General features: G+C 66.7%; 21 protein-coding genes and 1 tRNA gene. 12 read left to right on the plus strand and 10 right to left on the minus strand.

The window, feature by feature from the left end; genetic code table 11:
• Positions 1-96: 96 nt before the first annotated feature.
• Positions 97-555, minus strand: a complete 459-nt coding sequence (locus RCH15_RS09400) for a Fur family transcriptional regulator (RefSeq protein WP_326960461.1) — start codon at positions 553-555, stop codon at positions 97-99.
• A gap of 105 nt (positions 556-660) precedes the next feature.
• Here RCH15_RS09400 and RCH15_RS09405 point away from each other — a divergent pair, with 105 nt between their 5' ends.
• Positions 661-1317 carry an MBL fold metallo-hydrolase gene (locus RCH15_RS09405; RefSeq protein WP_326960336.1) on the plus strand — a complete coding sequence of 219 codons (657 nt, stop codon included), beginning with the start codon at positions 661-663 and terminating at the stop codon, positions 1315-1317.
• A 20-nt stretch (positions 1318-1337) separates the two neighbouring features.
• Here the strand turns inward: RCH15_RS09405 and RCH15_RS09410 are convergent, their stop codons facing one another.
• Positions 1338-2438, minus strand: coding sequence for a PLP-dependent cysteine synthase family protein (locus RCH15_RS09410; RefSeq protein WP_326960338.1), 1101 nt, complete (start codon positions 2436-2438; stop codon positions 1338-1340).
• A gap of 48 nt (positions 2439-2486) precedes the next feature.
• On the opposite strand from RCH15_RS09410, the gene RCH15_RS09415 reads away from it, so the two are divergent.
• The 3 genes from RCH15_RS09415 to RCH15_RS09425 all read left to right on the plus strand — a co-directional run bounded on the left by RCH15_RS09415 (position 2487) and on the right by RCH15_RS09425 (position 5376).
• Complete coding sequence (locus tag RCH15_RS09415; RefSeq protein WP_326960340.1) at positions 2487-3356, plus strand: sulfurtransferase; 870 nt, start codon at positions 2487-2489, stop codon at positions 3354-3356.
• Positions 3357-3787: 431 nt separating this feature from the next.
• Complete coding sequence (locus RCH15_RS09420; RefSeq protein ID WP_326960341.1) at positions 3788-4951, plus strand: NAD(P)-dependent alcohol dehydrogenase; 1164 nt, start codon at positions 3788-3790, stop codon at positions 4949-4951.
• Positions 4948-5376 carry an HIT family protein gene (locus RCH15_RS09425; protein WP_326960343.1) on the plus strand — a complete coding sequence of 143 codons (429 nt, stop codon included), beginning with the start codon at positions 4948-4950 and terminating at the stop codon, positions 5374-5376. The genes RCH15_RS09420 and RCH15_RS09425 overlap by 4 nt, the downstream gene beginning before the upstream one ends.
• 57 nt (positions 5377-5433) lie before the next feature.
• Here the strand turns inward: RCH15_RS09425 and hrpA are convergent, their stop codons facing one another.
• Positions 5434-9471: an ATP-dependent RNA helicase HrpA gene (gene hrpA, locus RCH15_RS09430; protein WP_326960345.1), complete on the minus strand. Its 4038-nt coding sequence runs from the start codon at positions 9469-9471 to the stop codon at positions 5434-5436.
• A 155-nt stretch (positions 9472-9626) separates the two neighbouring features.
• Here hrpA and RCH15_RS09435 point away from each other — a divergent pair, with 155 nt between their 5' ends.
• Entirely contained in the window at positions 9627-10292 is a 666-nt protein-coding gene (locus tag RCH15_RS09435; RefSeq protein ID WP_326960347.1) for an SDR family NAD(P)-dependent oxidoreductase, read from the plus strand.
• 58 nt (positions 10293-10350) lie between these two features.
• Here RCH15_RS09435 and RCH15_RS09440 read toward each other — a convergent pair whose 3' ends face one another.
• Positions 10351-10518, minus strand: coding sequence for a hypothetical protein (locus tag RCH15_RS09440; protein ID WP_326960349.1), 168 nt, complete (start codon positions 10516-10518; stop codon positions 10351-10353).
• A gap of 81 nt (positions 10519-10599) precedes the next feature.
• On the opposite strand from RCH15_RS09440, the gene RCH15_RS09445 reads away from it, so the two are divergent.
• On the plus strand, positions 10600-11565 hold the full coding sequence (locus RCH15_RS09445) for a GlxA family transcriptional regulator (protein ID WP_326960351.1): 966 nt from the start codon (positions 10600-10602) through the stop codon (positions 11563-11565).
• Positions 11566-11589: 24 nt separating this feature from the next.
• On the opposite strand, the gene RCH15_RS09450 is transcribed toward RCH15_RS09445, so the two are convergent.
• Together RCH15_RS09450 and RCH15_RS09455 are read right to left on the minus strand one after the other, a co-directional pair.
• Positions 11590-11886 (minus strand): protealysin inhibitor emfourin, encoded by a 297-nt coding sequence (locus tag RCH15_RS09450; protein WP_326960353.1) that lies wholly within the window; start codon positions 11884-11886, stop codon positions 11590-11592.
• Between the two features lie 26 nt (positions 11887-11912).
• The gene (locus RCH15_RS09455; RefSeq protein WP_326960354.1) at positions 11913-12971 is read right to left on the minus strand and encodes a M4 family metallopeptidase; all 1059 of its coding nucleotides are present in this window, start codon (positions 12969-12971) and stop codon (positions 11913-11915) included.
• Between the two features lie 115 nt (positions 12972-13086).
• Here RCH15_RS09455 and RCH15_RS09460 point away from each other — a divergent pair, with 115 nt between their 5' ends.
• Positions 13087-14064, plus strand: coding sequence for a cation diffusion facilitator family transporter (locus RCH15_RS09460; RefSeq protein ID WP_326960356.1), 978 nt, complete (start codon positions 13087-13089; stop codon positions 14062-14064).
• 48 nt (positions 14065-14112) lie between these two features.
• Here the strand turns inward: RCH15_RS09460 and RCH15_RS09465 are convergent.
• The 4 genes from RCH15_RS09465 to RCH15_RS09480 form a co-directional block, all read right to left on the minus strand.
• Positions 14113-14185 (minus strand) — tRNA-Arg (locus RCH15_RS09465).
• 121 nt (positions 14186-14306) lie between these two features.
• Complete coding sequence (locus tag RCH15_RS09470) at positions 14307-15842, minus strand: FAD-dependent oxidoreductase (RefSeq protein WP_326960358.1); 1536 nt, start codon at positions 15840-15842, stop codon at positions 14307-14309.
• Positions 15839-16711: an FAD:protein FMN transferase gene (locus tag RCH15_RS09475; RefSeq protein ID WP_326960360.1), complete on the minus strand. Its 873-nt coding sequence runs from the start codon at positions 16709-16711 to the stop codon at positions 15839-15841. The genes RCH15_RS09470 and RCH15_RS09475 overlap by 4 nt, the downstream gene beginning before the upstream one ends.
• 81 nt (positions 16712-16792) lie before the next feature.
• Positions 16793-17245 carry an FMN-binding protein gene (locus tag RCH15_RS09480; protein ID WP_326960362.1) on the minus strand — a complete coding sequence of 151 codons (453 nt, stop codon included), beginning with the start codon at positions 17243-17245 and terminating at the stop codon, positions 16793-16795.
• A gap of 183 nt (positions 17246-17428) precedes the next feature.
• On the opposite strand from RCH15_RS09480, the gene argS reads away from it, so the two are divergent.
• From argS to thrB, 5 genes are read left to right on the plus strand one after another with little or no spacing between them, the layout of a single operon-like run.
• A complete protein-coding gene (gene argS / locus RCH15_RS09485; protein ID WP_326960364.1) occupies positions 17429-19093 on the plus strand; it encodes an arginine--tRNA ligase in 1665 nt (554 codons plus the stop codon).
• Positions 19094-19098: 5 nt separating this feature from the next.
• Complete coding sequence (lysA, locus tag RCH15_RS09490) at positions 19099-20589, plus strand: diaminopimelate decarboxylase (protein ID WP_326960366.1); 1491 nt, start codon at positions 19099-19101, stop codon at positions 20587-20589.
• Positions 20590-21936 (plus strand): homoserine dehydrogenase, encoded by a 1347-nt coding sequence (locus RCH15_RS09495; RefSeq protein WP_326960368.1) that lies wholly within the window; start codon positions 20590-20592, stop codon positions 21934-21936.
• Entirely contained in the window at positions 21937-23043 is a 1107-nt protein-coding gene (gene thrC, locus RCH15_RS09500) for a threonine synthase (RefSeq protein WP_326960370.1), read from the plus strand.
• Positions 23044-23045: 2 nt separating this feature from the next.
• Positions 23046-24032: a homoserine kinase gene (thrB, locus tag RCH15_RS09505; RefSeq protein WP_326960372.1), complete on the plus strand. Its 987-nt coding sequence runs from the start codon at positions 23046-23048 to the stop codon at positions 24030-24032.
• Positions 24033-24252: the final 220 nt, after the last annotated feature.

Raw genomic sequence — 24252 nt, forward strand, 5'->3', positions numbered from 1 at the left:
GGCTGGCTAGACTTCTACAACCACCGCAGAAACCACGCAGCCCTCGGAGGACGACCACCCATCAGCAGATGTAACCAACCTGCTGGCTGAGTACAGCTAGGGGGCGGCCCTGGCCGTGCAGTCCGGGCACAAGCCGAAGATTTCGACGGTGTGTTCCACGGCGGTAAAACCGTGCTCGGCTGCCGTCCTGGCCGCCCACGCTTCAACCGCGGGTGCCTCAACTTCAACGGCCTTCCCGCAGCTGCGGCACAGCAGATGGTGGTGGTGCCCGGTCACGGCGCACCGCCGGTACACGGCTTCGCCGTCGGCGTTTCGGAGGACGTCCACCAGGCCCTCGTCCGCAAGGGACTGGAGGATCCGGTATGAGGTGGCGAGGGACACCGCTGTGCCGCGGTCCTGCAGGATGCGGTGCAGCTCCTGCGTGCTGACGAAGTCCGTCAGTTCGTCGAGGACCGCGCTGACCGCCAGCCGCTGCTTGGTGACCCGCTGCTCCTTCGCCGCGGCAGGGGCGGTCGCGGCTGCCCGGCCGCCGTCGGCTGTGGCGCCGTGGGACATCGTGGAACTCGCTTCGCTGGTGGTCTCAATACGGGGTGGTGGCAAGGTCCCAGATTACCAGTTGGGCACGTGGACACCGCTGTTAAAGGACCCTAGGCTGGCCGGATGCTGCTGAGAAAATTCACCCATGCCTGTGTCCGGCTCGAGAAGGACGGCAAAGTGCTGGTTTTTGATCCGGGCACCTTCTCGGAGACGGACCGGGCCCTGGCCGGCGCCGATGCTGTGCTGGTGACCCACGAACATGCTGACCACATTGACGTCGACCCCGTCGCTTCCGCCCTGCTGGCCAGCCCGGCACTGCAGCTTTTCGCACCGGCCGGCGTCGCGGCGCACCTGCGGGAAAAGGCCCCGGACGCCGGGTCGAGGATCCACGCGGTGGTTCCGGGCGGGGACTTCGAGGCGGCCGGGTTCGCCATCCGCTGCTTTGGCGGCCAGCACGCACTGATCCATCCGCAAATTCCGGTGGTCGCCAATATCGGATACCTCGTTGATGCCAACGTCTACCACCCCGGGGATTCCTTCATAGTCCCCGACGGCGTGGACGTCCGGACGCTGCTGGTGCCGATCCACGCGCCCTGGAACAAGGTGGGGGAGGTGGTCGACTTCGTGATCGGCGTCCGCGCCGCGAAGGCCTTTCCGATCCACGACGCTCTGCTCAATGATGCCGGCCGCGGCCTGGTGGAGGGGCACGTAACCCGTTTCGGTGCCAAATACGGCACGGAATACCGTCACCTGTCGACCGGAGACACGGTGGAAGTCTAGGCGGCAAGCTGCGCCTGGATCTATGGCGGCCAGGATCCGTTGGTGAAGAACTCCCGGATGGTCTCCTCGTACGGTTCCGGGTCCAGGCCTTGGGACTGCAGCCAGCCCGGGCTGTAGTAGTTGCCTGCATAACGGTCCCCGCCGTCGCACATCAGTGATACGACGCTCCCGCGCTGGCCGTGGGCAAGCATCTGTGCAATCAGCTGCCAGACGCCCCAGAGATTAGTGCCGGTGGAGGGCCCGGCAAGCAGGCCTGCGTGGCGGTGCAGGTGGCGCATGGCGGCCACCGAGGCCGCGTCCGGGACCTGGATCATGTGGTCGATGACGGCCGGGACAAAGCTGGGTTCCAGCCGCGCCCGGCCGATGCCCTCGATCCGTGATGGCTGCCCGGTGCAGGCGGCGGCCGTGCCGCGGGGCGTTCCGCGGGTCTGCAGCCAGCCGGGGTAAAAGGCGGAGTTTTCCGGATCGACGACGGCGAGCTGCGTCGCGTGCTGGTGGTACCGCAGGTACCGGCCGATGGTGGCACTGGTGCCGCCGGTGCCGGCCCCCACCACGATCCAGTCGGGAACCGGGTGCTCCTCCAGCCCAAGCTGGTCGAAGATTGATTCCGCAATGTTGTTGTTGCCCCGCCAGTCTGTGGCCCGTTCGGCGTACGTGAACTGGTCCATGTAGTGGCCGTGAGTGCGTTCGGCGAGGTCCGCGGCGGCGTCGTAGACCTCCGATGCGTGGTCCACGAGCAGGCAGGAACCGCCGAACTGCTCAATGAGCGCGATTTTCTCCCGGCTGGTGGTCCGGGCCATGACCGCGATGAACGGCAGGCCCAGCAGCTGGGCGAAATAGGCTTCCGACACGGCGGTGCTGCCGCTGGAGGCCTCCACAATAGTGGTGCCTTCGGAGATCCAGCCGTTGACCAGGCCGAAGAGGAAGAGGGAGCGGGCCAGCCGGTGCTTGAGGCTTCCGGTCCGGTGCGTCGACTCGTCCTTGAGGTACAGCTGGACGCCCCAATGCTCCGGAAGCGGGACGGAATACAGGTGGGTGTCGGCGGACCGGTTGTTCTCTGCGTTGATTCTGCGGATGGCCTCGTCGGCCCAGGCCCTGTGGTGCTGTCGCGCTGTGCTCACCGCACCAGCCTACCGGCGGCGGCGGACGGCCACGGCTAAAGTTGGGGGATGCAGACCTTGATGGATGTGGCCGCGTTGCAGGACCTGCTCAGCGCAGAGCGCGCCGGCCGCAGGCTTGTGTTGTTGGATGTCCGCTGGGCGCTCGGTGATCCGCACGGCCGGGAGCACTATCTCGCCGGGCACCTCCCCGGCGCGGTCTTTGTGGACCTTGCCCGTGAACTGGCCGGACCGGCCGATCCTGGCCGCGGCCGGCACCCGCTTCCCGCCCTGGAGCAGTTCCGGGAGTCGGTGCGGTCCTGGGGTATCTGCAACGGTGACGTTGTGGTGGCCTATGACGACAGCGGCAATCTGGCCGCCGCCCGGCTCTGGTGGATGCTCCGGAACGCCGGTTTTTCCGACGTATGCCTGCTCGACGGCGGACTGTCCGCCTGGCGCGCCGCGGGCTACGAGGTTCAAAGCGGTGAGTGGCGCGCCGAACCCGGGGACGTGACGCTGGCTGAAGGCGCGATGCCCGCGATTGATACCGGCCAGGCGGCCTCGTGGGGCGGGCAGGGTTTGCTGCTCGATGCCAGGGCGGGGGAGCGGTACCGCGGCGAAATCGAACCGGTTGATCCGCGGGCCGGCCACATCCCCGGAGCCGTGAGCGCCCCCACTGCCGCCAACCTTGGCGCGGATGGCAGGTTCCTGTCCCCGGCCGCGCTGCGGGAACGGTTTTCCAGTCTCGGAGTGCGCCCCGACGTCGCCACCGCCGTTTACTGCGGCTCCGGTGTCACTGCCGCGCACCAAATTGCGGCCCTCGAAATCGCCGGCTTTTCTGCGGCCCTTTACCCTGGTTCGTTTTCCGAGTGGTCAAACACCGCTTCCAACCCGGTGGTGACTGGGTCGGCGCCCTACGCCGACGGCGGCTCCACGTTGTAGCAGCACGGACTTTCCGGTGCGCCGCTGGTGGCCCTCTTCCTGAGTCCGGCCTGTCGGCAGGCTTCATGACAGGGCCAGAACCGCCGTTCGGGCGGCGGAGCAGTGACCGGCATCGGCGCCGGGTTCCTTCCCGACAGCGCCGGCTGCCGTTCGGGGCGTGGTTCCGGGCAGGGGTGGGGCGGCGGATTGGTAGGTGTGTCCGGTGGGCGCAGTGAGTTCGAAAGGTGCGTCTTGTTGCTGGTCTCAGGCCTCTGGCCGCCATCCATACAACCAAACCAGCGGTCAGCTACGACTTTTCAGGGTCACCGCGTTCCAGCCGCGGTGCTTGGAGCCAGCGATGCGGTCCAAGCGGGACTGTCCGAGGTAGCCACAGCGGCCCTCCGCCCCCGTCCAGGTAGCATGGTGGCCGGTCCCGAGGGTAGCGTCGAACCATGACACCTGGACGCCCCGTACCGCCGCCCCTTGCCAAACCGCTTCCCGATTTGACCGCGGCCCCCTCGGACACCCCCATCCCGGGTCCCCGCCTCGTTGCCGCATACGGCGCGACAGCGAGCGACAGCGGCCTGGTTCCCCTGACACTTGCGCGTCGGGCGCCGAAGGAAGACGACGTCGAGATTGCCATCGAATTCTGCGGGCTCTGCCATTCGGACGTTCACGCCACCCGGGGTGAATGGGGGACACAGAACTACCCGCTCGCTCCCGGCCATGAGATCGTGGGCCGCGTCAGACGCGTCGGTTCCGCCGTCGATGATTTCACCCCGGGCGAGCTGGTCGGTGTGGGCTGCATGGTGGATTCCTGCCGCGAATGTGACAGCTGCCTCGATGGCCTCGAACAGTACTGCGAAAATGGCATGACCGGCACCTACGGCGCCAAGGACAGCCGCAACGGCGACGCCGTCACCCAGGGCGGCTACGCCACATCGATCGTTGTGGACCGCCGCTATGTGCTGCACGTCCCGGAGAGCCTCGACCCCGCCGCGGCTGCCCCGCTGCTGTGCGCCGGCATCACCACCTACTCGCCGTTGCGCCACTTCGACGTCGAGGAAGGCGACGCCGTCGGCGTCGTCGGCCTGGGGGGACTGGGGCACATGGCAGTGAAACTGGCCAAGGCCATGGGCGCGGACGTGACGGTCTTTACGACGTCGGCGGCCAAGGTTGCCGCGGCCCGCGAACTCGGCGCGGACCAGGTGGTACTTTCCCGCGACGAGGCCGCGATGGAGGCTGCCAATCGCAGCATCGACCTCATTATCGATACCGTCGCCGCGCCGCACGACCTCAACCCCTACTTCCGTACCCTGCGGGTTAACGGGGCCCTGTTCCAGCTGGGATTGCCTTCAGAGGACATGCCCCCGGTAAACCCGGGCGCTTTGATCCGGCGCCGGGTTGCGTATGCGGGTTCGCTGATCGGCGGCATTGCCGAGACCCAGGAGATGCTGGACTTCTGCGCCGGGCACGGGGTCACCTCGGATGTTGAGGTGGTGGGTGCGGCTCAGCTCAATGAGGCCTACGACCGCATGGTCGCGGGGGACGTGAAGTACCGCTTTGTTCTGGACACCAGCACCCTCGGTTCGCCTTCAGAAAGGGCAGACGCATGAGCACTCTCTTCACCAAGATCATCAACGGCGAGATTCCCGGCCGCTTCGTGTGGCGCGAGGAAGACGTCGTCGCGTTCCTGACGGTGGGCCCGCTCGCTGACGGCCACACCCTGGTGGTGCCGACCGCGGAAGTGGACCGCTGGACGGACGCGTCCCCTGAGGTGCTGGGCCGTGTGATGCAGGTGGCCCAAAAGATCGGCGCTGTCCAGGTCGAGGTGTTCGAATCGGCGCGCGCCGGACTCATTGTGGCCGGATACGAGATCAACCACCTGCACGTCCATGTCTGGCCCTCGAACACCATGGCCGACTTCAACTTCGCTTCGGTGGATCAGAACCCCGACCCCGCGCGGCTTGACGCCAATGCAGAGAAACTGCGCGAAGGGCTCCGCAAAGCCGGACACGCAGCTCACGTTCCGGCCGGCTGAGGCGGCGTCCGCTTAACCCCCGCCGCTGGCGCGGGTCTGGCTGCCCCAAACCGGGCGTCAGGCCGGCGCCAGCGCCTTGTTAAGCACAGCGCGGATGCGTTTCTCGGACACTGAGTAAGCGGTCCCCAGCTCGACGGCGAAGAGGCTCACCCGGAGCTCCTCGATCATCCAGCGCACCTGGGTTAACTCGGATCCCGCCCGTCGGCCCGGGAGCAGGGCAGACACGGCGTCGTCGTAGTCATCCTCCAGGGCCTGGACCGCGGCCATGTGCTGGGCATCCCGCTGGACAATGGTGGGAAGTTTCTCCAGGCGCTTCTCGATCGCCGCGAGGTAGCGTGGCAGCTGGCTGAGTTGACTGTAGCCTGTGCGTGCCACAAAACCGGGGAACACCAGCTGTTCCAGCTGGCTCTTGACATCGTTGAGGGCGCTGATGAGCGCCAGACTGGTGGTGCCCTTGAGGGCTTTCTCGATCCGGCGGGTGCTGGCCAGGATGCGTTCCACGACGGCGGTGACGGTAAACACGGTGTCGATCAAGTCCGCGCGGACCTTCTCATAGAGGGCGTTGAAGGACGCCTCGTCCCACGGCAGTTCCGCCGGGGTCAGCTTGTCGATGGCCGCGAGGGCACAGTCGGCGATCAGCGCCGAGACGGAGCCGTGCGGGTTTTGGCTGAATGTCAGCTTTTCGGAGTTGTTCAGGTGTTCGAGCACGTAGCGGTCCGGCGGCGGCACCCTCAGCGCGAGCAGGCGGATAACGCCGCCGCGCATGGCTTGTTCCTGCTCGGAGGAGGTCTGGAAGAGCCGCAGCGCCACGGACGTACCTTCGTCCACCAACGCGGGGTAGCCGGTGACGGTGTGCCCCTTCACCGTGCCTTGGACCTGGCGCTGCACTGTCCCGAAGGACCAGGCCGTCAGGCCCGATGTCTCGGCGAAGCCGGTCGAGGTTGCGGACGGGCCGGACCCCGCGGCTGCTGCCGGGTGGGCCGTTTGGTCGGTCCTGCCGGTCGTCTTGCCGTTCGCCGTTCCGGCTGTCCGGCCGTTGGCTGACGGCGCCGTGGTCGCGGGCGTGGCCCCCAGCGACTCTGCGATCGCCCGGCGGGTAGCCGGCGCCAGCCGTTCCTGCAGCACGCCCAGGTCCTTGCCCTCGTCCAGCACCTTCCCCCGGGAATCCACCACGCGGAAGCTCACCCGAAGGTGGGCCGGAACGGCGTTCCAGTTCCAGGAGTTCGGCGGGATAACCTGGCCGCGGATGCGGCGCAGCACCAGTTCCAGGGATGCCTCCAGCTCATCGGTGGCCGGATCGAAGTCCGCCTCCAGCGCGGCCACAGCCTGCCGGGCAACATCAGGGGCCGGCACGAAGTTCTTGCGCACGTGCTTGGGCAAGGACTTGATCAGGGCGGTGACCAGCTCCACGCGTTGGCCCGGAATCAGCCAGCGGAACGCCGCGTCGTCGAGCTGGTTCAGGAACAGCACGGGCACTTCGGCAGTGACGCCGTCGGACGGGTTGGGCGGTGAACCGGGAGCAACAGGATGGAACTCGTAGCTCAACGGCAGCTCAAAGCCCTTGTGCAGCAGGGTCTTCGGGTACGCCGAGTCGTCCAAGGCGTCGGCGTCCTCGCTGATCAGGAGCGCCTGGTCGAAGTCGAGCAACGCAGGGTCCTGCTGCCGCGCATCCTTCCACCATTTGTCGAAGTGGCGCTCGGACACGACGTCCTTGCCGATCCGGGCATCATAGAACTCGAAAAGCGTCTCATCGTCCACCAGGATGTCCCGGCGTCGCATCCGTGCCTCCAGCTCCTCGACCTCGTGCAGCAGGGCCCGGTTGCGGTGGAAGAACTTGTGATGGGTCTGCCAGTCGCCCTCCACCAGGGCATGGCGGATGAACAGCTCCCGGCAAAGCTCCGGATCCACCTTGCCGTAGTTGATCCGGCGGCTCGGGATGATGGGCACGCCGTACAGCGTGACCTTCTCGTGGGCCATCACCGAGCCCATCTTCTTTGACCAGTGCGGTTCGCTGTAGCTGCGCTTGAGAAGATCCGGCGCTACTTGCTCCACCCAGAGGGGATCGAACTTCGCGGCCACCCGGGCCCACAGCCGGCTGGTCTCGACAAGCTCGGCGGCCATGACAAAGGTCGGGGATTTCTTGAACAGGGCCGAGCCCGGGAAGATCGCGAAACGGCTGCCGCGGGCTCCGGCATACTCGCGCTTGCGGTCGTCAAGGATGCCCACATGGCTGAGCAGACCGGACAGCAAGCTGATGTGGATACCCTCGTGGTGGCCCACCGGATCGGCCAGGCGGTTGTTGTCCAGGCTGATGCCCAGCGGCCGCGCCAACTGGCGAAGCTGGGCGAACAGATCCTGCCACTCGCGGACTCGCAGGTAGTTGATGAACTCGGCACGGCAGAGCCGGCGGAAGGCCGTGGAGGAGAGCTCCTGTTGCTTCTCCTGCAAGTAGTTCCAAAGGTTCAGGAAGCCGGTGAAGTCCGAGTTCTCGTCCCGGAAGCGGGCGTGTTTCTCCGCGGCGAGCTGCTGCTTGCCTGAGCCGTCCCCCTGGGGGCGCTCGCGCGGGTCCTGGATAGTGAGTGCAGCGGCCAGAATCATGACTTCCCTGACGCAGCCGCGTTTGCCCGACTCGACGATCATTCGGCCAAGCCGCGGGTCCACGGGCAGTTGGGCGAGTTGCTGCCCGACGGCGGTCAGGCCGCCGCCGTTCCTGCCGGCAGACGGCTGGCGGCCGTGGCGGGCACCGGCGGCGTCAGGCTGTTCCTGCGGGCGGGCGGCACTCAGGGCACCGAGCTCGCGGAGGAGGGAGACGCCGTCGTTGATGGCACGGGAGTCCGGCGGCTCCACGAAGGGAAAGTTCTCCACATCCTTCGGTCCGCGGGCAACGCCCATCGCCGTCATCTGCAAAATGACCGCGGCAAGGTTGGTGCGCAGGATTTCCGGATCGGTGAACGGCGGCCGGGTCTCGAAGTCCTCCTCCGAGTACAGCCGGATGGCGATGCCGTCAGAGACACGGCCGCAGCGGCCGGAGCGCTGGTTGGCGGAAGCCTGGGACACACGCTCGATCGGCAGCCGCTGAACCTTGGTCCGGTGCGAGTAGCGGGAGATGCGGGCGGTGCCGGTGTCGATGACGTATTTGATGCCGGGCACCGTCAGGGAGGTCTCTGCGACGTTGGTGGCAAGGACAATCCTGCGTTTGCTGCCGGGGTGGAAGACCTTGTGCTGCTCCTGCAGGCTGAGCCGGGCGAAGAGGGGGAGAACCTCGGTGCCGGCCAGCTTACGGTTGGACTGGATCCTGCCGTTGAGGGCCTCGGCCGCATCCCGGATCTCGCGCTCGCCCGAGAAGAAAACCAGGATGTCGCCGGGCGCCTCCTGGGCAAGTTCATCGACGGCGTCGCAGACGGCGTCCAGCGGGTCGCGGTCCTCTTCCAGCTCATCATCGGAGCCGGCGTCGTCTGAACCGGCGTCGCCGGGACCCCCGGCCGGCTGGGACAACGGCCGGTAACGGATTTCGACCGGATAGGTGCGGCCGGAAACCTCGATGATCGGCGACGGCTCATCGTCGCTGCCGAAGTGCTTCGCGAAACGCTGGGGATCGATGGTGGCCGAGGTAATGATGATCTTGAGGTCCGGCCGCTGGGGCAGGATCCGCTTGAGGTAACCGAGGATAAAGTCGATGTTGAGGCTGCGTTCGTGTGCCTCGTCAATGATGATGGCGTTGTACCTGCGCAGCAGCTTGTCGCGACGGATCTCGGCCAGCAGGATGCCGTCGGTCATCAGCTTGACCTTGGTGGTGCGGCCCACCTCGCCGGTGAAGCGCACCTGGAAGCCGACTTCCTGGCCGATTTCGACGCCGAGTTCCTCCGCGATGCGCTCGGCAACCGTGCGGGCGGCGAGCCGGCGCGGCTGGGTGTGGCCGATGAGTCCATTCTCGCCGAGCCCCAGCTCCAGGCACATCTTCGGTATCTGGGTGGTCTTACCCGAACCGGTTTCGCCGGCGATGATGGTCACTTGGTTGGCCGCGATGGCGGCCATGATGTCCTCGCGGCGCTCGGAAACCGGCAGCTCGGCGGGGTAGGAAATATGCAATGTCATGGCTTCAAACAGTCTACTGTCCCGGCGGCCGGACATCAGGATGCCCGCTGCCGCCCGGTCTGAAAGGGGCCGCCTGAAGGCTGCCGGACGGTTGTCCCATCGAGAAACTAAGGGTGCTGAGGAATAGCTGGCAGCAGGTGGGCCTTGGAGTAGGCATGACTACTATCGCAATTATTGGCGCAGGATCCGGGCTTGGAACCGCCGTCGCGAGGCGCTTTGGCGCGGAAGGCTTCGCCGTTGCGCTCATATCCCGCAACCAGGGACGCGTTGACGCTTTGGCCGAAGGGCTGGCAAGCGAAGGCCTCGAAGCGATGGGCTTCGCAGCTGACGTGCGGGACCCGGCATCGATCACCCGGGCGCTGGAGCGCGCAACGGAGACCCTCGGACCGATTGAGGTCCTGCAGTACAGCCCCTTGCCGCAAAAGGATTTTATGCGGCCGGTTCTCGAGACCACGCCCGCCGACCTCGTGGGACCGGTGGAATTCTCCATCTACGGTCCGGTCGCGGCGGTGCACCAGGTCCTTCCCGGCATGCGGTTCCTCGGCGAGAACAAGGGAACAATCCTTTTTGTCAATGGCGGCTCCGCTGTGAAGCCCGGACGCAACGTCACAGGCACCTCGGTGGCCTTCGCCGGGCAGGCAGCGTACGCGCAGCTGCTCAATGAGGCCCTCGGCGAGGAGGGCATCCAGGTATCCCAGCTCATTATCGGCGGCCGAATCATTGAAGGGGATCCCGAGAAGGATCCTGCTGTCCTTGCCGGACACCTGTGGGACCTGCACACCCGGCGGGACCGGTTCCGCCTTCAGGTCAGCGCCGACTAGCAGCGCCCGGCCGGCCGCCGCTGGGCTGACCGGCGGCCGGGGACGTCCGTGGCCCCGGCTAGAAGATCCGGAAGGTGTAACTGGTGCTGGGGAGGTCCTTCGCCATCCAGTACTCTTCCGAGCGGACGGGCGGAGTGTGGCCAAGGCCGTCCTTGCGGAGAGCGGCGACCGTGGCGGCGGAGGCGATGATCACGAGCAGAATGAGGGCGATTCCGATGAGTTCCATACCTCCATGGTTCTCCCGGAGGGCAACAGAAAAAAGTGGCAGAAACGACCAAAATACTATAATTTCTGCCACACTGGAGGCATGATCAAATCAGTGGCCCTCATCGTGGTGTCGAACTTCTCGATCTTCGAGTTCGGGACCGCCTTTGAAGTCTTCGGAGTGGACCGGTCGGGCCGGGGGAGTGGTGTGCCGGCCTTTGACTTCCGGGTCTGCACGCCGTCGCCGGGGGACGTTCCGCTGGAGTCCGGACTCTCCATGCAGGTGGCTCTGGGGCTCGACGCGGCGGCGGATGCGGACCTGGTCATCATGACCCCCTACGGCCGGGAGGAGGATGTACCGGACTCCGTCCTGGAAACTCTGCGCGCCGCCCACGCGCGCGGAGCCTGGGTGATGTCCATCTGCTCCGGAGCCTTCGCCCTGGCCCGGGCCGGGCTGCTGGACGGACGCCGCTGCACCACGCACTGGCATAATTCCCAGGAGCTCGCCAGCCGGTACCCCGCCGCCCTGGTGGATGAAAACGTCCTCTACGTCGAGGATGACCGCATCATCACCAGCGCCGGGACAGCCGCAGGCATCGATGCCTGCCTGCACCTGGTCCGGGAGGAGTTCGGCGCCACGGTGGCAGCCGCGATCGCCCGGGACATGGTGGTTCCACCGCACCGCGACGGCGGCCAGGCCCAGTACATTGACCGGCCCATCCCGGCGTGCGGCTCCGAGCCGATGGAGGAACTGCTCCAGTGGATGGTGCGGCACCTGGGGGAGGAACACCCGGTCAGCGACCTCGCGGCACGCGTGCATATGTCGCCGCGGACGTTCGCCAGGCGCTTCCGTTCCGAGACGGGGGCCACGCCGGCCGCCTGGCTTAACTCCCAGCGGGTGCTGCGCGCTCAGGAACTGCTGGAGACCACAGACCATACCATCGACGAAATCGCCCGCGAATCCGGTTTTGGCCATCCGGTGCTGTTGCGGCACCATTTCGGCAAGGTGCTGGACACGAGCCCGCAGTCCTACCGCCGCACCTTCCGCGGACACCTCGTGACGGCCTAGGGGGAATGGCTACGGATCAGGCAGCTAGTCCGGATCCGGTACGGCCGCTGCCTCTGCGGCAGCGCGGGCGCACTCGACCAGGTCCCGCCAGGGACCGGTGACCTCTCGCTCCGGCAGGACCGCCCGGCGTTGATCGGCCCGGATGCTGTACATGAACCGGTCCGGCTGGCCGGACGCTCCCCCGGTCCCGCCGACGTCGTCCCACGGGCACGCTTCAATGAGCGGTTGCCATTGGTCGGTATCCTCCGGCGGCGTGGGCTGGACGGTCCACGTCCGCTTCAGGCCGGCAATTCCGCCGCTGCGCTGGACGGTAATCTTCACAGGACTCGGATCGTTGTGGGCTCGGCCTATCGCCTCGCTCCGGGGAACTTTACCTTCACAGTTTCCCACGCCGACAGCACGGCGTCATGCTCTTTGGACTCCGCTCCGAAGAGCTCCCCGGCAGAAGCGGCGGTGGCCTTGGCGAACGCGCCAAAGGTGGCGTTCGGGGCCAGGGTCCCACCCGTCAGCGTCTCATACCAGATCCGGCCCGGCGCCTCCCAGGCGTTGCCTCCGACGGCTGAAGAAACCAGATAGAAAGCCCGGTTGGGGATGCCGGAATTAAAGTGCACACCACCGTTGTCGGCGCTCGTATGCACGTAGCCGTCCATGGAGTCCGGCTGTGGATCCTTGCCGAGCACGTCGTCGTCGTACGCCGTGCCCGGGGCCTTCATGGACCGCAGGGCCGCGCCCTGGACCTGGTCGGTGAAAAGGCCTTCGCCGATCAGCCAACTGGCTTCCGACGCCGGTTGCTTCCTGACGAACTGCTCAACGAGGGCACCGAAGACGTCGGACATCGATTCGTTGAGCGCCCCGGCCTGGTTGCGGTAGGCCAGCCCGGCCGAGTACTGGGTGACGCCGTGTGCCAGCTCGTGGCCAATGACGCTCAACGACTTGGTGAACCGCTCGAACACCTGGCCGTCGCCGTCTCCGAAGACCATTTGCTGGCCGTCCCAGAAAGCGTTGTCGTAGAGGCTGCCGTAATGCACCGTGGCATTGAGGTGGAGGCCGTTGCCGTCGATGGAGTTCCGGCCGAAGGCCTCGGCGTAGAGCCGGTGGGTGTCTCCCAGCCCGTCATAAGCTTCATCCGCGGCAGTATCCCCGGTGGCCGCATCCCCCTCTTTGCGTACCACGCTGCCGGGCAGTTGCTCGGTGGACTTCGCGTCAAAGATGGTGCGTTCGGGCGGGGACGGCTGGAGTTCCCGCATTCCCGGATGGCTGCCGGGACCCGGGACAGCCCGGGAGGCCTGGAAGTCCGGGACGTGCAGCAGTGCGTTTTTCGCTGCACGGGAGACGTCGGAGAACTCCGGTTCGTGGTGCGCTGCCAGGCGGCGGAGCAAGTACGGAGGAATGATGGAGCAGTACATGTGAGACCCCTTAGCTTCTGCCAATGTGTGGACAGCCTACGAGGCAGCGCCGACAATTGGCAGGGGCGGAACCCTGGGAGCACGGTTGATGCTGCCCATTGGATACGGTAGGCCAATGGCACACCCCAAGAAGCGAAAAGAATCCAACTCGACCCTTCTGACGGTCATCATCGCCTTTGTGGCGAATATTCTCGTCGCAGCCGCGAAGTCCGTGGCCGCGGTCCTCACCGGATCAGCCTCGATGACGGCAGAGGCAGCCCATTCCTGGGCGGACACCGGAAATCAGGTGTTCTTGTTCTTCGCGGAACGGCGGTCGGTCAAGCCGCGGGACGAGAGCCATCCCATGGGCTACGGCCGGGAAGCCTACGTCTGGTCGATGTTTGCGGCATTCGGACTCTTCACCGCCGGCGCCGTGGTCTCCATCATGCACGGCATCCAGCAGATCATTTCGCCAGAGCCGGCGGCCGACTTTGAAGTGGCTTACGTCGTCCTGGCCGTGGCCTTCGTCCTGGAGGGGATCTCCTTCATCCAGGCCTTCCGCCAGACCAGGAAGGCCGCGCACGAGCTCGAACGCCACACCCTGGAACAGGTCCTGATCAGCTCAGATCCCACACTGCGCGCCGTCTTCGCGGAGGACGCCGCGGCACTGGTCGGCCTGGTTGTGGCCTTTGCAGGGGTGTTCCTGCACCAGGTCACGGGTTCGCCGCTGCCGGATGCCCTGGGATCGATCGTCGTCGGCGTACTGCTGGCTGTCGTGGCCGTCGTCCTGATCGACCGCAACCGGCGGTTCCTGGTGGGCCAGGGCGTAACCCCGGACATCGAACGATCCATGGCTCTTCGGATATTGGAGCACCCGGACATCGCCCGGCTCACCTACATGCATCTGGAGTTTGTCGGCCCCCGCAGATTGTACCTCGTCGCGGCGGTGGACCTGCAGGGGGACCACCCGGAGCACGAAGTGGCTGTGACCCTGCGACGGATAGAGCGCGAGCTGGAAGACCGTGAAACGGTCGAAGAAGCCGTCTTAACTCTGGCAACGCCGGACGAGGCCGCTCTGAGCTTTGATTCCACGGAAGGCCGCGCCGGCGACTAGGAAGCAGAAAACCCCGCCACTTCGTTGAAGTGGCGGGGTTTTCCTCTGTGCCCTCGATTGGAATCGAACCAACGACCTTCTGCTCCGGAGGCAGACGCTCTATCCCCTGAGCTACGAGGGCCTTCAGGGTTCCTGCCGTTACCGGCGGGACGTCCTAGAGCTTAGCAGGAAGGTGGGCTGGAAGGAAAAATCGGGGCGGAAAGCAGGCGGAAAACGCAGGGCGTCCGGTAGCTGGGGAACACCTAGTACCCGGCGAAGGAATCCACATGGATCCGGCGTGCCCCGGCGCCGCGGGCGGCGGAACGGAGGGACCGCACGCTCGCCGGGGACCCCGACACGTAGACCTCCCGGTCCGCGATGTCGGGTACGAGAGCCTTCAGAGAGGCGCCGTCGATCCGGGCCGCGCCTGCATCCTCCATAAACGCCGGCGGGGCGGAGCCGTCGGCGAGCCGGGCCAGGACGCGGACGCCGGTGCGTTCGATTTCCGGAGCGTACGCGAGTTCGGCGGAATTCCGGGCTAGGTACAGCAGGACCACGTCCCGGTCTTCGGCGGGACCGCCGGACAGCTGGGCCAGATACGGGGTGATACCGATGCCAGCCGCGATGAGGAGGACCCGGGCTCCCGGTGTCCGCGGCAGGATGAAGTCGCCGCCCACTGCTGTGGCCGTCAGCTCGTCCCCGGGCACCAGTGCGAAGAGCGATTGCTTCGCCGTGGACAGCGGCGCGGCCGTACCCACGCCGATCCTGACCTCGGCCGAACCCGGCGGGCTGGCAAGGCTGAACACCCGGCGGCGGCCCTTGCGGTCGGCCTTCGTGTGCGGCAGGTTCAGCTCAATGTACTGTCCCGGCGCGAAACGGAGTGGCCGAACCGGTTCGAAGGCGAACTCCGTCGACGTCGGCGTCAACGGACGTGTTCCCCGGAAGCGCAGCAGCACGCGGCCACGCTGACCGGCTGCGAAAGCGAGCGCGTTTCCCACCAGAAGCGCGAGTTCGGGGGAGTTCGCGACGACGCCCAGGTTGTACGGTACGGCGAACAGCACCCCCACGACGGCGGCCAGTGCCAGCTGCTGCCACCGGCGCGGCGGCAGCGTGAGCGGCTCTGTGAGCATGAAACCGACGAAAAAGAGTACCGGGCGCTGGGCCAGGGTCTGCCACAGCGCCTCACCCGGCCCCATGCCGGTGCGCAGCAGTTCCGCGGCGATGATTGAGACGGCCACCAGCATGAACACGGACGCCATCAGCAGCTTGCGGACTCGGTAGAGGACCAGCAGGACCCCCGGCAGCACCAGCCAGAGCATGGCGGGGGTGGCCGCCCACCACGTGGCGATGTTGAGGCCGGTCAACCCGGTGATGAATGCCCCGGCCGCCGCCGGATTGAAGATGTGCCGGCCCCGCCAGGCCAGGGCGTATTTGGTCGCCGACGCGAGCACGCACGCGAGGGCGACGCCGGCCAGGTCCAGGTACTGCAGTCCCGCTGAGAACTGCGTCGGCCAGAACAGGAAAAACAGCAGCAGACCGGTGATCAGTGCGGACTCCGAGTGCGGGGCCACAGAGAAGACGGCGGCGAGCGCCCGGTTGGAGGCGTACGTCAGGCCAAGGCAGAGCGCCAGATGGGCGGTCATCTCCGGAAGCCCGAATGTCAGCCAGCCGAGGACCTCCAGCAGCAGGCTGTAGCCGGCCAGTACCGCGAGGACCCAGAGGACCAGCCGGTACATCGTCAGCCGGCCCAGCGCCGTGTCCAGCCGTGAGCTGATGGGAGTGGAGATGGTTACGGTCATGGAAACAATACCCCTTCAAAATCGGCCGAGTACTCGGCATGGCCGTCCGAGTACACCGTCAGCCAGGAGACGTCGAAGTCCTCCTGCAAACGGGATCCCTCGACGAAAAACAGGGCAGTCGCCAGTGCATCGGCCACCATGGCGCTGGGCGCCATCGCCCAGCTGGCAACGACCGTGCGTACCGGCGCCCCGGTGGTGCCGTCCAGCACGTGGTGCAGCCCGTCCCCCCAGGCGCGGCGGTTGGCAGCGGACGCGCACAGGGCGCCGGTTCCGAGGCTGACGATGCCGATCGCCCGGGACGGATCGTAGGGGTGCTCCAGTCCGACGTCGACCGGCGCGGATCCAGCGTTGAGCAAGTCCCCGCCCGCGTCGATGAACTGCTCCGGTACGCCCGCCGCGCGCAGTTCGGCGGAGAGCAGCTCCGCGAGCTGCCCTTTGCCCGCCGCCCCGACGTCGATCACCACCGGGGCGCGGGTGGTCAGTACCGTCCCCTGCCAGTCGAGCACCTCGGGCCAGGCCGGCGCAGGCAGCGCGGGCCCGCCAGCGCGGAGTGAATAGTTCGCGTCATAGCCGAGCTGTTCCAGGCTGCCGCCAATCAGCGGGGTCATGGCCCCGCCGGTGATCCGGTACAAGGTGGTGTAGAGCACGCCCAGCTCGGCGGCCCCGGCCGGCAGGACGTACCGGCCCGGCTTCCGTGCGGCGCCGGCGATCAGGGAGTCCGGCCGGAACCGGGACCAGGCGGTGTCGTACCCGGCCACGGTAGCGAGCAACCGTCGGCGGATCACCCCGGACAGCGGGAACGGCGTTGAGACCACCCACCGGGTGCCGATCCCGTCGAAACTGAAGTCCGTCCAGCCCGGATGCGCCACGGTTCCTCCTGCCGCTACTGGTCGGTCACGATGTGGCGTTCCTGACGGGCTGGTCACGACCGGGCGTTTGTGCCGGTGCGGTCATGACCGGGCATCGGACTTGATCTTCTCGACAGCCTGGTTAAAGCCGCCGCTGGTCAAGGAGGAGCCGGCCACCTTGGAGACCTTGATCTCGTCGAGCTTCTTGCCGGAAATCTGGGATTTGATGCCGCCCGCGAATTCGCCCTGGAATTTCTTGGTGTTCGGATTGGACGGGTGCGGGGTGATCTGGACGTCGGACACCGCACCGCCGGCGAGCGTCAAGGTCACGCCCACTGTCTCCTGGCCGTTCGGGGAGACGTAGTTGCCGTCCGCGCTGTAGGTTCCGTCCTTGTAGGCGGCCGAACCCGCAGCGGCAGAACCCGCAGCGGCAGACGGTGCGGCGCCCGTCGCCGGGGACTCGGCAGCCTGCCCGGGCGCGCAGCCCGCGGCGGAACCGGCCAAGGACAGTCCGGCGATGCCGACCACGAAGCTTTTACGGAGAGAGGTGTTCATGCGGGGGCTCAATTTCTCTAGCGGGAATCAGGGGAAGTGGCTGGTAACTGAACCCGCAGGCGTGGGGCCGCACCGGTTCTCCTATCACAACGTCCAAATCAGCGTAGTGGTTCACCCTGTGACCCGGCGGCCGGCACAACCGCCAAATTCCGCCACACTGCGGGCCACCGGTAGGCTGGAGAAGTGACCCCTGAAGAACTCTCCCTCGCCATATCCGCCTGCCTGAAAGATGCCGTCGCCGCCGGTGAGATCGGGCTTTCCGTCTCCGACGTCCCGGATGATGTGCGGGTGGAGCGTCCGAAGAACCGGGACCACGGCGACTGGGCCACCAACATCGCGCTGCAGCTGGCCAAGACCGCAGGCACCAACCCCCGGGAGTTCGCTTCCGTCCTCAGTGCCCGTCTGAAGTCCATCGACGGGGTGTCCGCCGTCGACATCGCCGGACCCGGGTTCCTGAACATCACCGTGGACGCCGCAGCCGCCGGCGCCCTGGCCAAGGCCATCGTCGAAGCAGGCGCTGCCTACGGTACCAACACCGCGCTCGCGGGCCATACGGTCAACATGGAATTCGTCTCCGCCAACCCCACCGGCCCGCTGCACATCGGCCACACCCGCTGGGCCGCCCTCGGCGATGCTATCGCCCGGGTACTCCGGGCCTCCGGCGCGGACGTGACGGCCGAGTACTACGTCAATGACGCCGGGTCGCAGATGAACGTCTTCGCCAACTCCGTGCTCTCCCGGCTGCACGGCCGCGGTGTGCCCGAGGGCGGATACCCCGGGGAGTACATTGCGGAGCTGGGCCACGAGGTGCTGACCCAGCACCCGGATATCCGCGAACTGACCGACGTCGCAGCGTTGCCGGTGATCCGCGGTGCGGCCTACAAAGCCCAGCTGCATGACATCAAGCGGACCCTGGCCGAGTTCGGTGTGGCGTTCGATGTCTACTTCTCCGAGCAGGAACTCCACGACGCCGGCGCGATCGAGGACGCCGTGGCCCGGCTCCGGGAGCAGGGCCACGTCTACGACGACGGCGGTGCGGTCTGGCTGCGCACCACCGACTTCGGTGACGACAAGGACCGCGTGCTGATCCGCGCAAACGGCGAACCCACCTACTTCGCCGCCGACGCCGCCTACTACCTGTCCAAGAAGGACCGGGGTTTCACCGAAAAAATCTACCTGCTCGGCGCCGACCACCACGGCTACATCAACCGGCTCAAGGCCATTGCGGCCGCCGCCGGCGACGACCCCGAGGTCAACATCGAGGTCCTGATCGGCCAGTTGGTCTCGGTCAACGGCGCCAAGCTCTCCAAGCGTGCCGGCAACATCATCGAACTCAAGGACCTCATCTCCTGGCTGGGCAAGGACGCGGTCCGCTACTCGCTGGCACGGTTCCCGGCCGATTCGCCGCTGACCCTGGACCCGGAACTGCTGAAGAAGCACAGCAACGAGAACCCGGTGTTTTACGTCCAGTACGCCCACGCCCGCTCCCGCGGCACGGCCCGCAACGCGATGGCCGCAGGAGTGGAGCGCCGGGTGCACGGCAAAGACAGCTTCGAGGCCTCGTTGCTGGAACACCCCACCGAGAATGAACTGCTCTCCTACCTCGGCAGCTACCCGTCAATTGTGGCCCGGGCCGCGGAACTGCGGGAGCCGCACCGCGTGGCCCGCCACCTCGAGGTCATCGCCGGCGCCTACCACCGCTGGTATGACGCCTGCCGTGTCGCGCCGCTGGGCGACGAAGCCATCACCGACCTCAACCGCACCCGGCTGTGGCTCAACGACGCCACCAGCCAGGTGCTGGCCAACGGCCTGGAACTGCTGGGCGTCTCGGCGCCGGAACGGATGTAACCGCCATGACCACGAACCCGTCCCCCCGCTCCGGCGCAGCGTCCCCGCTGGCTCCGGACTGGCTGGCCGTCCCCACCGACCTCAACGCCCTGCACCAGCCGATGTGGGCCGGGGGCGTGTCCCGGAACGACGCCGGCGAACTCACCATCGACGGGCTGGCCGTCAGCGAACTGCAGCGACAGTTCGGCACGCCGCTGTTTGTGCTGAGCGAGAACGACTTCCGCGCCCGCGCCCGCGCCTTTTCCGACGCTTTCAATGACGCCTTCGCCGACATCTGCGGGGGAGTGGACGTGTACTACGCCGGCAAGTCCTTCCTCTGCACCGCCGTGGTGCGCTGGGTCGAGGAAGAAGGGCTGCGCCTGGACACGGCCTCCGGAGGCGAACTCGCGGTCGCCTCCCGCGCCGGCATTCCCGGCGCCGACGTGGCACTGCACGGCAACAACAAATCCGACGGCGAGATCCACCGGGCCCTGGACCTGAAACTGGGCCGGATCGTGGTGGACAGCCTCGCCGAACTCGAACGCGTCGCCAGGATTGCCGGCGCGCGCGGCGAAACCGCCAAGGTGATGCTCCGGCTGACCCCCGGGGTGCATGCCCACACCCACGAGTTCATTGCGACCGCCCACGAGGACCAGAAGTTCGGCCTGTCCATGGCAGCGGACTCCACCGAGCAGGCGGGGCTCTCTGCGGCCGAGGAAGCCGTCGCCGCGGCCTCCGGCTACCCCGGGATTGACCTGCTGGGTTTGCATTGCCACATTGGCTCCCAGATTTTCGAACCCGACGGCTTCGCCCTCGCCGCGGAAAAGCTGCTGGACTTCCTCGCCGCAATGCAGGCCAAGTACTCCATCTTGCTTCCCGAACTGGACCTCGGCGGCGGCTACGGCATTGCCTACACTCCCGTGGACACCCCGCGCCCGGCAGCCGAAATCGCGCAGGCGATGGCCGCCGTCGTGCGCTCCAAATGCGCCGAACTGGGCATTTCCGCCCCGCGGATTTCGATCGAACCGGGCCGAGCGATTGTCGGCAGTACCACCTTCACGCTTTACGAGGTGGGGACCCTGAAGACGGTCCGGGTCGATGCCCCCGCCGCCGCGGACGGATTCTCCGGCGAACCCGGCGAAAACGTTACGTACCCGCGGCGGTATGTGTCGGTGGACGGCGGAATGAGCGATAACCCGCGTCCGGTGCTGTACGACGCGGATTACTCGGCGATCCTGGCCTCACGGATCTCCGACGCGGCACCGCAGTTGTCCCGCGTGGTGGGCAAACATTGCGAGAGCGGCGACATAGTTGTTAGAGATGTATATCTGCCCGAGGACGTGGCAGCCGGTGATCTGCTCGCTGTACCGGGGACCGGCGCCTACTGCTGGGCCTTGTCCAGCAACTACAACTATCTGGCCCGGCCGGGCGTTGTTGCTGTGCGCGACGGATCTGCCCGGCTGATTGTCCGCGGGGAAACCGAAGAAGATCTGCTCAACCGCGACATGGGAGTCTGAATGACCGAATTGCGAACCTTGAAAGTGGCCCTGCTGGGCTGTGGCAACGTCGGGGCCCAGGTTGCGCGGATTCTCCTTGACGACGCCGAGATGCTGGCGTCCCGTGCCGGAGCCCGCCTGGAGCTGGCCGGTATTGCCGTGCGCAACCTTGAGGCCCCCCGTGAGGCGGACCTGCCGCGCGCTCTCTTCACCACCGACGCCGAGACCCTTCTCAAGGACGCCGACCTGGTGATCGAGCTGATGGGCGGTATTGAACCTGCCCGGACGCTGATCCTGACGGCCATGCGCAATGGTGCCTGCGTCGTGACCGGCAATAAGGCACTCGTAGCCAAGGACGGCCCCATTCTGCACGAGGAAGCTGACCGAGCCGGCGTGCAGTTGTCCTACGAGGCTGCCGTCGCCGGGGCGATTCCCATCCTGCGGCCCATCCGGGACAGCCTCTCCGGCGATCGGATCACCCGGGTGCTCGGCATCGTCAACGGCACTACCAACTTCATCCTGGACCAGATGGACTCTACCGGGGCGCAGTTCGCCGACGCCCTGGCCGAGGCCCAGCGCCTGGGGTACGCGGAAGCTGACCCCACCGCCGACGTCGAGGGCTACGACGCCGCCTCCAAAGCCGCGATTCTCGCATCGCTGTCCTTCCACACCCGTTTCTCGCTGGACGATGTGTACTGCGAGGGCATCAGCGCCGTCACAGCCGCCGATATCGCCGCGGCAAAGGATGCAGGCTTCGTCATCAAGCTTTTGGCGATCGCAGAGAAGCTCACCGCCGCAGGCACCAAAACAGGCACGGAAACAGGCACGGAAAAAGGCGCAGGTGTCTCCGTCCGGGTGCACCCGACGCTGCTGCCGCGCGAACACCCGCTGGCAGCGGTGCGCGGCGCCTTCAACGCTGTCTTCATTGAAGCGGAAAATGCGGGGGAACTGATGTTCTATGGCCAGGGTGCGGGCGGCAAACCGACCGCATCAGCCGTTATGGGCGACCTCGTCTCGGCCGCCCGCAGCATTGTCCTGGGCGGTCCCGGCCGCGCCGAGACCACCACGGGCCAGGTCCCTGCCCTGCCCATCACCGCCGCGGTCACCAGCTACTACATCGGCCTGGACGTCGCTGACCAGCCCGGGGTGCTCGCCAAGATCGCCCGGCTCTTCGCTGAGCACGGCGTCTCCATCGAAATCATGCGGCAAACGATCCACCGCGATGCTGATTCCACTGTCGAATCGGCGGAGCTGCGGATCGTCACGCACCGCGCAAGCGAGGCTGCACTGGCAGCGACCGTCGAGGCCGTCAAGGGCCTGGACGTTATCAATTCCGTTACATCCGTACTCCGGGTAGAAGGAGTCTAAGTGGCTCACCAATGGCGCGGCGTTATCCGCGAATACGCCGACCGTCTGCCCGTCACCGAGGCAACGAAAATCATCACCCTGGGCGAGGGCGGCACGCCGCTGGTCCACGCGCAGCAGCTCTCCGCGCTGACCGGCAGCACGGTGTACCTCAAAGTCGAAGGCATGAACCCGACAGGCTCCTTCAAGGACCGTGGCATGACCATGGCCATGACGGCTGCCGTTGCGGCCGGCGCCGAGGCGGTGGTGTGCGCCTCCACGGGCAACACCTCCGCCTCCGCCGCCGCGTACGCCACCGCCGCCGGGCTGAAATGCGTTGTGCTGGTGCCTGAAGGCAAAATCTCGATGGGCAAGCTCAGCCAGGCGATCGCGCACGGCGCGACGCTTCTGCAGGTGGACGGCAACTTCGACAACTGCCTGGACATCGCCCGCAAACTGGGCGAGTCCTACCCGGTGTTCCTGGTGAACTCGGTCAACCCGGCGCGGATTGAGGGCCAAAAGACCGGCGCCTTCGAAGTGGTCGATGCTCTCGGCGACGCTCCGGACTTCCATGTGCTGCCGGTTGGCAACGCCGGCAACATCACCGCGTACTGGAAGGGTTACAAGGAATACAGTGCACGCTTTGAGTCTGCAACGGCCGGCACCCTGCCTGCGGTCGCCACGAAGACTCCGGTGATGTGGGGCTTCCAGGCCGCCGGTGCCGCACCGTTCGTCGCCGGCCACCCCATCACAGAGCCCGACACGATCGCGACGGCCATCCGGATCGGGAATCCCGCGTCCTGGGACACCGCGATCGCAGCGCGCGACGAGTCCGGCGGCGTGATCGAAGCCGTCACCGATGCGGAAATCCTGTCCGCCCACCGCTGGCTGTCCGCCCGCGAAGGGGTCTTCGTTGAGCCCGGCTCGGCCGCCGGGGTCGCCGGTCTGATCAAGAAGCACGCGGCCGGCGAGGTTCCGGCCGGCAAAACAATCGTCATCACGGTCACCGGGCACGGCCTCAAGGATCCGCAGTGGGCGCTCCGCACCGAGGACGGCAGCGAAGTGCAGCCCGTCAAGGTCTCGAACGACGTGGTCACCGTGGCCACGGCCTTGGGACTGGAAGAAAAGTAACCGTGGCGACCACCCTCACCGTCCCGGCCGAGTCCGCCGCCGACACGCCGGCGGTTCTGTCCGGGCAACGCGTCACCGTCCGTGTGCCGGCGACCAGCGCGAACCTCGGCCCCGGCTACGACAGCCTCGGACTGGCGCTCACCCTGTTCGATACCCTGACTGTGGAAACCCTGGACAGCGGCGAGCTGGAATTCGAGCTCAGCGGGGAAGGAGCGGAATCCCTGCCCCGCGACGCCAGCCACCTCGTGGTCAAGGCCATCACCGAAGCGCTGCACCGCTTGGGCTTTCGGCACGGCGGCCTGAAGATCACGGCAGAAAACGTAAACCCTCACGGCCGGGGACTGGGATCTTCGGCCAGTGCCGTCGTGGCCGCGGTGACCGCTGCGAATGCACTGGTCCCTGACGGCTCGCGCCGGGGCAGGGACTGGATCCTGCAGCTCACGAGCGAAATGGAAGGGCACCCGGACAACGTCGCACCCGCGATTTTCGGCGGGCTGGCGCTGTCATGGCAGGACAGTGACCAGTACAGCAGCACCTGCGCGGCTGTCGCTGCCACGGTGATTCCCGTTGTTGCCGTGCCGGATTTCGAACTGTCCACGGAGGCCGCCCGGGCCCTGCTGCCCGCCTCCGTGGGCCACCATGCAGCGGCCATGAACTCCGGACGGGCGGCACTGCTGATCCACGCGCTGACGCAGAAGCCGGAACTCCTCCTCGCCGGCACCGAGGATTACCTGCACCAAAGCTACCGGGCGGCAGCCATGCGTCCGAGCGCTGACCTCATCGCGGCCCTGCGGGGGGCCGGCTTCGCCGCCGTTGTCTCCGGCGCCGGACCCACCGTGCTGGTCCTGGCCAACGGAGAAGCCCGGGCGGCCGCGGCCGCCGAGTTCATCCGGACCTTCACAGCGGGCAACACGCCCGACGTGCGCTGGCGTGTGATGAAGCTGGCCGTAGACATTGAAGGTGCTAAAGTGGAAGTGCACCGGCGGTAATCACGCAGGCAGTAATCACGCAGGCAATAAAGTAGTTGCTGTTCCAAAAGACCGCGATGTTGGCCTAGTTGCCGCTCTCATCTTTTTCTGCGCAATATTTTTCGGTGCCACCTGCTTTCGGTCTGACGCAGGATTCCGCAGCAACAATGTCTGCTCCCCTGAAACGTCAGCCCGCCGTTCCTTATCTCTTTTTTGGAGCGCGCCAGGTGAATCTACATCC

The sequence above is a fragment of the Arthrobacter sp. MP_M4 genome, assembly GCF_035984855.1.
GTDB lineage: Bacteria > Actinomycetota > Actinomycetes > Actinomycetales > Micrococcaceae > Arthrobacter.